This is a genomic window from Pseudoalteromonas sp. AWM4_233 (assembly GCF_056158285.1).
In genome coordinates this window covers 1-7,039 of the sequence record NZ_JBSWSZ010000090.1, presented here as the reverse complement: position 1 = coordinate 7,039, position 7,039 = coordinate 1, and the positions used below count along the sequence as shown (strand labels likewise).

At 40.9% G+C, this 7,039-nt stretch carries 5 protein-coding genes and 5 pseudogenes; 4 read left to right on the top strand and 6 right to left on the bottom strand.

Going from position 1 to position 7,039, the window contains the following annotated elements; genetic code table 11:
• Positions 1-37: 37 nt before the first annotated feature.
• Positions 38-344: pseudogene (locus tag ACXAC4_RS20900) on the bottom strand (FtsW/RodA/SpoVE family cell cycle protein); the annotation flags it as partial.
• A 99-nt stretch (positions 345-443) separates the two neighbouring features.
• Between ACXAC4_RS20900 and ACXAC4_RS20895 the strand changes: the two are divergent.
• The 3 genes and pseudogenes from ACXAC4_RS20895 to ACXAC4_RS20885 form a co-directional block, all read left to right on the top strand.
• Positions 444-1,387, top strand: a pseudogene (locus ACXAC4_RS20895) (HD domain-containing phosphohydrolase); the annotation flags it as partial.
• 119 nt (positions 1,388-1,506) lie between these two features.
• On the top strand, positions 1,507-2,367 hold the full coding sequence (locus tag ACXAC4_RS20890; protein WP_475165103.1) for a LysR family transcriptional regulator: 861 nt from the start codon (positions 1,507-1,509) through the stop codon (positions 2,365-2,367).
• A gap of 168 nt (positions 2,368-2,535) precedes the next feature.
• Positions 2,536-3,156, top strand: a complete 621-nt coding sequence (locus tag ACXAC4_RS20885; RefSeq protein ID WP_054551070.1) for a 2OG-Fe(II) oxygenase — start codon at positions 2,536-2,538, stop codon at positions 3,154-3,156.
• Here ACXAC4_RS20885 and ubiA read toward each other — a convergent pair.
• Both ubiA and ACXAC4_RS20875 read right to left on the bottom strand, forming a co-directional pair.
• Positions 3,137-4,038, bottom strand: a pseudogene (gene ubiA / locus ACXAC4_RS20880) (4-hydroxybenzoate octaprenyltransferase). The gene ACXAC4_RS20885 and the pseudogene ubiA sit on opposite strands and share 20 nt — an antisense overlap.
• Positions 4,035-4,582: pseudogene (locus ACXAC4_RS20875) on the bottom strand (chorismate--pyruvate lyase family protein). Before ACXAC4_RS20875 ends, ubiA begins: the two co-directional pseudogenes overlap by 4 nt.
• Positions 4,583-4,783: 201 nt before the next feature.
• On the opposite strand from ACXAC4_RS20875, the pseudogene ACXAC4_RS20870 reads away from it, so the two are divergent.
• Positions 4,784-5,153, top strand: a pseudogene (locus ACXAC4_RS20870) (flagellar basal body-associated protein FliL).
• Between the two features lie 41 nt (positions 5,154-5,194).
• Here ACXAC4_RS20870 and glpG read toward each other — a convergent pair.
• From glpG to tdh, 3 genes are all read right to left on the bottom strand, one after another.
• Positions 5,195-6,010: a rhomboid family intramembrane serine protease GlpG gene (glpG, locus tag ACXAC4_RS20865; protein ID WP_475165101.1), complete on the bottom strand. Its 816-nt coding sequence runs from the start codon at positions 6,008-6,010 to the stop codon at positions 5,195-5,197.
• Complete coding sequence (gene glpE, locus ACXAC4_RS20860) at positions 6,007-6,324, bottom strand: thiosulfate sulfurtransferase GlpE (protein ID WP_138599653.1); 318 nt, start codon at positions 6,322-6,324, stop codon at positions 6,007-6,009. The genes glpG and glpE overlap by 4 nt, the downstream gene beginning before the upstream one ends.
• 54 nt (positions 6,325-6,378) lie before the next feature.
• The coding region (gene tdh / locus ACXAC4_RS20855; RefSeq protein WP_475165098.1) for an L-threonine 3-dehydrogenase at positions 6,379-7,039 on the bottom strand (661 nt) is incomplete at its 5' end.

The following is a 7,039-nucleotide window of genomic DNA, read 5'->3' as shown; positions in this document are numbered from 1 at the left end:
AAGGTTAACGACGGTTAGATTCACCTCTTACACAGCACCTGTAAGGTTCGAACACGATGAGTACCACTATCAAGCCGATCCCGTAAGATCAGCATAAAAAACTGCCATAACTTAGCGCCCGCCAAAAATAGCAAACCCACCGTCGTAACGAACATCACCACCACGGTGCCTAAATCAGGTTGCTTCAAAATAAGCAATGCATAAACCGCGAATACTGCAATGGGCTTAGCAAAGCCTTTTAAGTTTTCTTGAACTTCTTCACGCTTACGAACCAAGTAACCGGCAATGTAACTAAAAAAGTAAAGCTTGGCGGCTTCAGCCACTTGAAAACCTATCGGCCCAATGGAGGTGCTGTGTAAGAGGTGAATCTAACCGTCGTTATGTTACGTATTGCTAAGGTTAACCTGGTAACTGGGACACAAGACTCCAGCACCTTTACTAACGTAATGGGGATAAGTGACAGAGAAATATATTGTGCCGCTGCGGTTAACCTGCAATCATCGCCAGCTAATGACTTTCAATTACTTGCCGCTTCAGGTGTTGAGCCAACTCCATGTAAAAATAAAATTCCTGGAGGATGTAAAAAACTTATTTATTGATGCACATGAAAGAAAATCGTCTTTAAAAAACAGCACAGATTACATTGGCTACTTTCCAACAAAAGCAGGCCTTGAAACTATGTTGTATGTCAATAAAGGTTCAAAACTGCAAAATACAGACTATCAACTGCTAGAATTTTACGCCAATAATATCGCACTTGCTTATGACAACTTAAAGCTTAGAGAAATGGTCAAAGAGTCACAAAAAGAGTTGTCGTATATTCTTGGCGAAGCAGTCGAAAAGCGCTCAAAGGAAACTGGCTCACATGTTAAACGTGTCGCTTTGTACAGTGAGTTACTCGCAAAATTATATGGCTTGGATTCGTTCCGCTGTGAAATCATTAAACTGGCTTCACCATTACATGATATTGGTAAAATTAGTATTCCAGACAACATTCTAAATAAGCCAGGTAAACTCACTGATGAAGAATGGGAAATAATGAAAACTCATGCCGAAACTGGCTATGAAATACTAAAAAACTCAACAAACGAAATATTAAACTGTGGGGCCTTAATTTCCTACCAACACCATGAAAAATGGGATGGAACTGGTTATCCGCAAGGACTAATTGGTGATAATATCGATATTGTTGGTCGAATTACTGCAATTGCAGATGTATTTGACGCACTTTGCAGTGACCGATGCTACAAAAAAGCATGGCCACTCGATGATGCTCTCTCATTGATAAAAGAGCAACGTGGGAAACATTTTGATCCAATTTTAGTCGATCAGCCTACTTGAAAATTTAGCGCTTTTCTTAGAAATTAAGGAACGTTATCCTGATTGATGTAACTTTTCTGTAAAACAAGTACTTCCCAATACGGGTACAATACTTTACTATGCCTCTCGTGATGTAAAATTGTACCGCCTGGATGTAGGGCTTACTTATAACAAGGGACTATTAAAGTGAGATTTGAACAACTTGAACAATTCGTAGCATTAGGCGTGCTAAGGCATTTCCGCCAAGCTGCAGAGAAAACTCAAATAAGCACTTCTGCATTAACTAGAAGTATTCAAACACTTGAAGATGAAATTGGTTATGAGCTAGTTACTCGCTCTACTCGCTCAGTAAAGTTAACCAAAGAAGGTGAGCTTTTCCTAGAGTATGCAAAACAAACTCTCGACAATCTTGAAGAAACCAAGAAGCATTTATTTGAATCATTAAACGGCTGCGCAAGTGAAAAACTGATTATTGGCTACACCAACAAAGCGAGCACGGTTGTGCCTGTTTCTTGCGGTCAGTTTTTAGCGCAGTACCCTCATGTGAAAATCGAGATGCAGCTGCAAGAGCAAAGTGAGCTAGTACGTAAACTGCAATTAGGTGAAATTGATATCAGTGTATGTTCGCAAGCGATGAACAGCATTGGCAGCGATATACATTTACCTGATCAACTAATCATTTTCGTGGCTAAAAATCACCCGCTTGCAAATAAAAGTGACATTAGTAAACGCGACTTAGCTGACTACCCTATGTACAGCTGTTTTTCACAGTCAAAACAAGTGCAATCTATGCTAAACGATGCAATTGATTCTTTTGATAAGACATCAAGCATCAAAGTAGGCAGTATTGAACAAGTTATGGATGGTCTGAAAAAATCAAACCATATCGCGATTGCCAGCATTGAGCATGCTAATAGTGTGTCATCTGATCCGGAGTTACTATTATTAAAAACTAATAAAGGTATCGCACACGACCAGCTAATAATCCAAACAAACCAACAAATCAATGAGAATTCTCACGTTAGCCACTTACTCGATTCCTATTGAAAAAACGGCCCTTTCAAGCCAAGGTTAGAAGCTATTTAATCTACCGCTAGCCTGTAATTAATCAGGCTAGCCTATTCTTTTTTATTTCTTCATTTTTACTGCATAAAAAGCGTGCATCACACAATTTTTCATATACACTTACGCACCTTTTTTTGATTGTGCACATGAATGACCGCACCGCTTATTACCGACACATACTTAGATGCTATTGAACGTACTGGTTATGCTGTTGTTGAAAACGCGATTAATGAAAGCTTAATTGCTGATTTAATTGCCGATTGCTATCGCATTAATCCGCATTTTCATACCGCAGGTATTGGCCGATTAAACGACCAACAAATAGATAAAACTGTGCGTAAAGATAAAACCTTTTGGTTTGATAGCTCAAGCCAAGCACAAATTACTTATCTGGCGACCATGGAAGCAATAAAGACACAGTTAAACCGTGGCTTTTATTTAGGCTTATTTGACTATGAATGCCATTATGCAAAGTATCAACAAGGTGACTTTTATAAAAAGCACTATGATGCCTTCAAAGGCCGTTCTAATCGCATTTTTACAACGGTTTGTTACTTAAATACGCCAGAATCTGGCGGTGAATTGGTGATCTACAAACCAAAGAGTAAAGAGATTGAAATAGTCATTAAACCTCAAGCGGGCTTATTGGTGATGTTTGAAAGCGAACGCTTTATGCATGAAGTATTACCCGCAAACGATGTACGCTACTCAATTGCGGGTTGGTTCAGAAAAAATGCCTCAATCAGCGGTATTATCGACCCACCAAGATAATTAAAATGGACAGTGGCAAGGATGCTGCTAAACCGATAAAAATCACTAACCCCACATAGTGATTATTCAAAAATGCTTTGAAGCAAGGACTCTCGCTCTCGTTTATGAATAAGCGTATGTTGATAAAGTAAAAAACCAACCGCTGCAGCTAAGCCCAGCCAATAAGGCAAGCCAAGCTGATGACTCATACCTATGTAAGCAAGAATCGCAATAAACAAGGCATTGAGTAAAAAGATGATGTGTCTGTCATAGCTGGCAAACAAGATTGCCGTCGATTTAACGCCAATCTTTAAGTCATCATCTCGATCAACCATGGCATACATGGTGTCATAAGCCACAGTCCACACAAGATTCGCGGTAAATAGGAGCCAGGCTTCTAATGGCACTGAGCCAATCGATGCCATATAGGCCATTGGAATAGCCCAGCTGAATGCCGCGCCAAGCACAACTTGCGGCAGCTGGGTGTAGCGCTTCATAAATGGATAACAGAACGCCAGTGCTAAGGCACCAAACGACAGTAAAATCGTTGACCACCCTAGTGTTAATACTAAACCAAAGGCCACCACAATAAGCAGTACAAATAAGCTCAGAGCTTCACCACTTGATACCAAACCTGCTGCCAGCGGTCGCTGGGCTGTGCGCTTAACAGAGCCATCTATTTTACGATTGGCAAAGTCATTAATTACACACCCAGCACTGCGCATCACAAAGACACCCAAACTAAATACCACAAAATTTAATAAGCTAGGCGTGCCAAGCTCGAGCAAGCCACAGCGCCCAGTAAGTAGGCCACAATAGCAACAAGGTGCCAATAGGCTTATCGGTACGCATTAACTGCTTATAGTAAGCTATATGTGCGACCTTAAGTGCAGCTAGCTTCATAGGTAAATATACGCTCCAGGTAAGAATACTTCAGCCACGAGAAAATGAGCATTAGATAAGCTAAAAACACTGCGCCTTCCCCACAATGCTTGTGAAGAGTAGCCTATTTCAGCTGTTAAAGCTTGAATACCGTGCTGCTGTGAAAACTCAGCAACTTCTATTTCAGTGCGCGATAAGCTTGGGTCTTGAAAAATAACATCCCCCAAGCGGCCTTGTTCCCATACTTAGTAACTGCTGCTTTTTTAATGTATCATCTGCCGGCAACCAGCTTTGTGCATAAACCATTGGTTTACCATCGCATAGAAGTAACACTTCGCGGTTTAAAGCCTGACTTAGAGAGGTATTGAGTAACGCTTGTTGCTCGCGCGGTTAGGTCAAAGGGTGCTTCGTTTAAAACTTCAACTGAAAAGACCTGACAGTGACTTTTAAGCTTAGCTGTTAATGACCCAGCTTCAAGCAACCAACTTTGCTGTTGTTGCGTCAAATCTGGAAATGCTGAAGCAGGCTGCCAATTTGCAGCTAATGAAACTGGGAATGTGATCACAACGACTCATTATTTTTAAAAACCGTGCAAATGATATCACTGCTGCACGTTTGGCAAAAGTCATGATTTAATCTCAAGCTGGGTTAAAAAACGCAGAACAGCCTGTATCTTAAGTGAATTTGGGTATAGACTAAAAATCATTGAAAGGGTGGAATATTCTTAACTATGAAAAAATCATTGTTATCAATTTACTTGATAAGCATGCTACTTGTTACTGCAACAAGTTGGTCTGTTCGCGCTGAATCAAATGTTGGCTACTTTGGTTTTGAGCCTGACATCATCACTAACTACATAGGTCAAGGTAATAAAAAACTTGGCTATGTTCGTATTACAGTGGATCTCATGCTCAATGATCTACTCTGATATCGCAATCGTAGAACACCACACTCCACTATTGCGTGATGCGATTGTTGAAATACTCTCGAAAGAGCCAGAAGAAAACATTAAATCGCTGACCGGCCGCGAAGAAATCAGAAAGCGCTGTACCGAAAAGCTAAAAGCACTACTAAAACAAGAAACAGGACAAGAGATTGTCCGAGAAGTGTTATTTACTAAGTATTTATACCATTAATTGTAAAATGGCGGCATAAGCCGCCATTTTTGTTTACGCGATTATTTGCGTGAAAGAAGCTTATCTGACACAGCATAAGCCATACCAGCCAATAACCCCGCTAAATGCGCCCAGTTCGCCATACTCACAGGCAACATATCTACAAAGCCTAGAATAAGCCAAACCAACATAAAACCAACGATGCTATTACTTACTAGTGGCGGCTCTGTTGGCCTCATTACGCTGTAGATCCAACAAAAACCAAGTAAGCCATACACAACGCCGCTTAAACCACCAAAGTTAGGCCCAACAACTAAAAACTGTGCCCAGTTACTAATGAATGCCGTCACTAAAAATAAACCCACTAAGGTTAATTTACCGCTGTGTTTTTCTATATCGTTACCCAGCGTCATCCACCAGATCAGATTAAAAATCAGATGAATAGCGCTAAAGTGCACAATGGCAGGTGTAAACCAAGTTAGAGGCTGTGCAGGATTAAACTGCAACATACTGTAAATAGTTTCAAAACCACCCAATAAGAAGGCCACAAATATAGCTATCGAGACTAGAGTAACTGTACGGTTTAGCCAGCTTAATGCCTTAAAACGGGCTTTTAAATTAAGTGATTGGCCTTGATATGACAGAGGCGATTGTGTACTGCCCACCTGCCATGAAGCTTGTTGGTATTTTTCGTCATGAGGGTTAGCCGCAAACTCCTGCCAAAGAGGCTGAGCTTGATGAAAGTGCTCTGGAGCAACACAAATAATCACTGTTTGTCCATCTTGCGAGCGCAGCTCTCCATGTAAGCCCTTACTTTTTATGTAATCTATAAAGCCTTGTGCGGCGCGAGGATTATTTATGCTACCCAACTCAATCATCGTTCAATGTGCTCCGGAAGTTGTGCTTGCCAAGCTGTAAAGCCACCATCCATGCTGTATACGTCTTCAAACCCCTGCTCTACTAAATAGCTCGCAGCACCTTGAGAACTCACACCATGATAACAAACGATGATGATTGGTTGATCAAACTCTTTATGCATCATAAAATCGCTGATGTTAGCATTTGATAAATGCTCAGCACCTGGGATATGACCCGTTTGAAATGAGTTAGGATCGCGAATATCAGCAATCACAACCTCTTCTTTATCTAACAGCGCAAATGTTTCGCTCACTGAAATATGTTTATACGACATAGTACTCTCTAAACTAAAAAGGCGGCCAAAGCCGCCTTATAAAATTATTCGGTGTTAATCCCAGTTGAGGATTACTTTACCTGATTGGCCTGAAATCATTGTATCAAAGCCTGCTTGGAAGTCATCCACAGAGAACTGGTGAGTGATAATTGGTTTCAGATCAAGGCCTGACTGAATTAGACTTGCCATCTTGTACCAAGTTTCAAACATTTCACGGCCATAAATCCCTTTAATGATTAGACCTTTGAAAATAACCTGGTTCCAATCAACCGCCATATCTGAAGGTGGAATACCTAACATGGCAATTTTACCACCGTGATTCATGTTGTTTAGCATGCTGTTAAATGCTACTGGCACACCTGACATTTCAAGACCAATATCAAAGCCTTCAGTCATGCCAAGCTCTTTCATTACATCTTCAAGCTTTTCAGTTGCTACGTTTACAGCACGAGTCGCGCCCATTTTACGCGCTAAATCTAGACGGTATTCGTTCACATCGGTGATAACCACATGACGTGCACCCACGTGTTTGGCAACAGCAGCTGCCATGATACCAATTGGGCCAGCACCTGTGATTAATACGTCTTCACCGACTAAGTCAAACGACAACGCTGTGTGTACTGCATTACCGAATGGGTCAAAGATTGATGCTAGTTCATCAGGAATGTTATCTGGAATTTTAAATGCGTTGAAAGCTGGGATCACAAGGTATTTG

Bases quoted from the DNA above. Each gene is read 5' to 3' on its own strand.
- ACXAC4_RS20885 (WP_054551070.1), top strand. From the start codon at position 2,536: ATGACCGCACCGCTTATTACCGACACATACTTAGATGCTATTGAACGT.
- glpE (WP_138599653.1), bottom strand. From the start codon at position 6,324: ATGTCGTATAAACATATTTCAGTGAGCGAAACATTTGCGCTGTTAGAT.
- glpG (WP_475165101.1), bottom strand. From the start codon at position 6,010: ATGATTGAGTTGGGTAGCATAAATAATCCTCGCGCCGCACAAGGCTTT.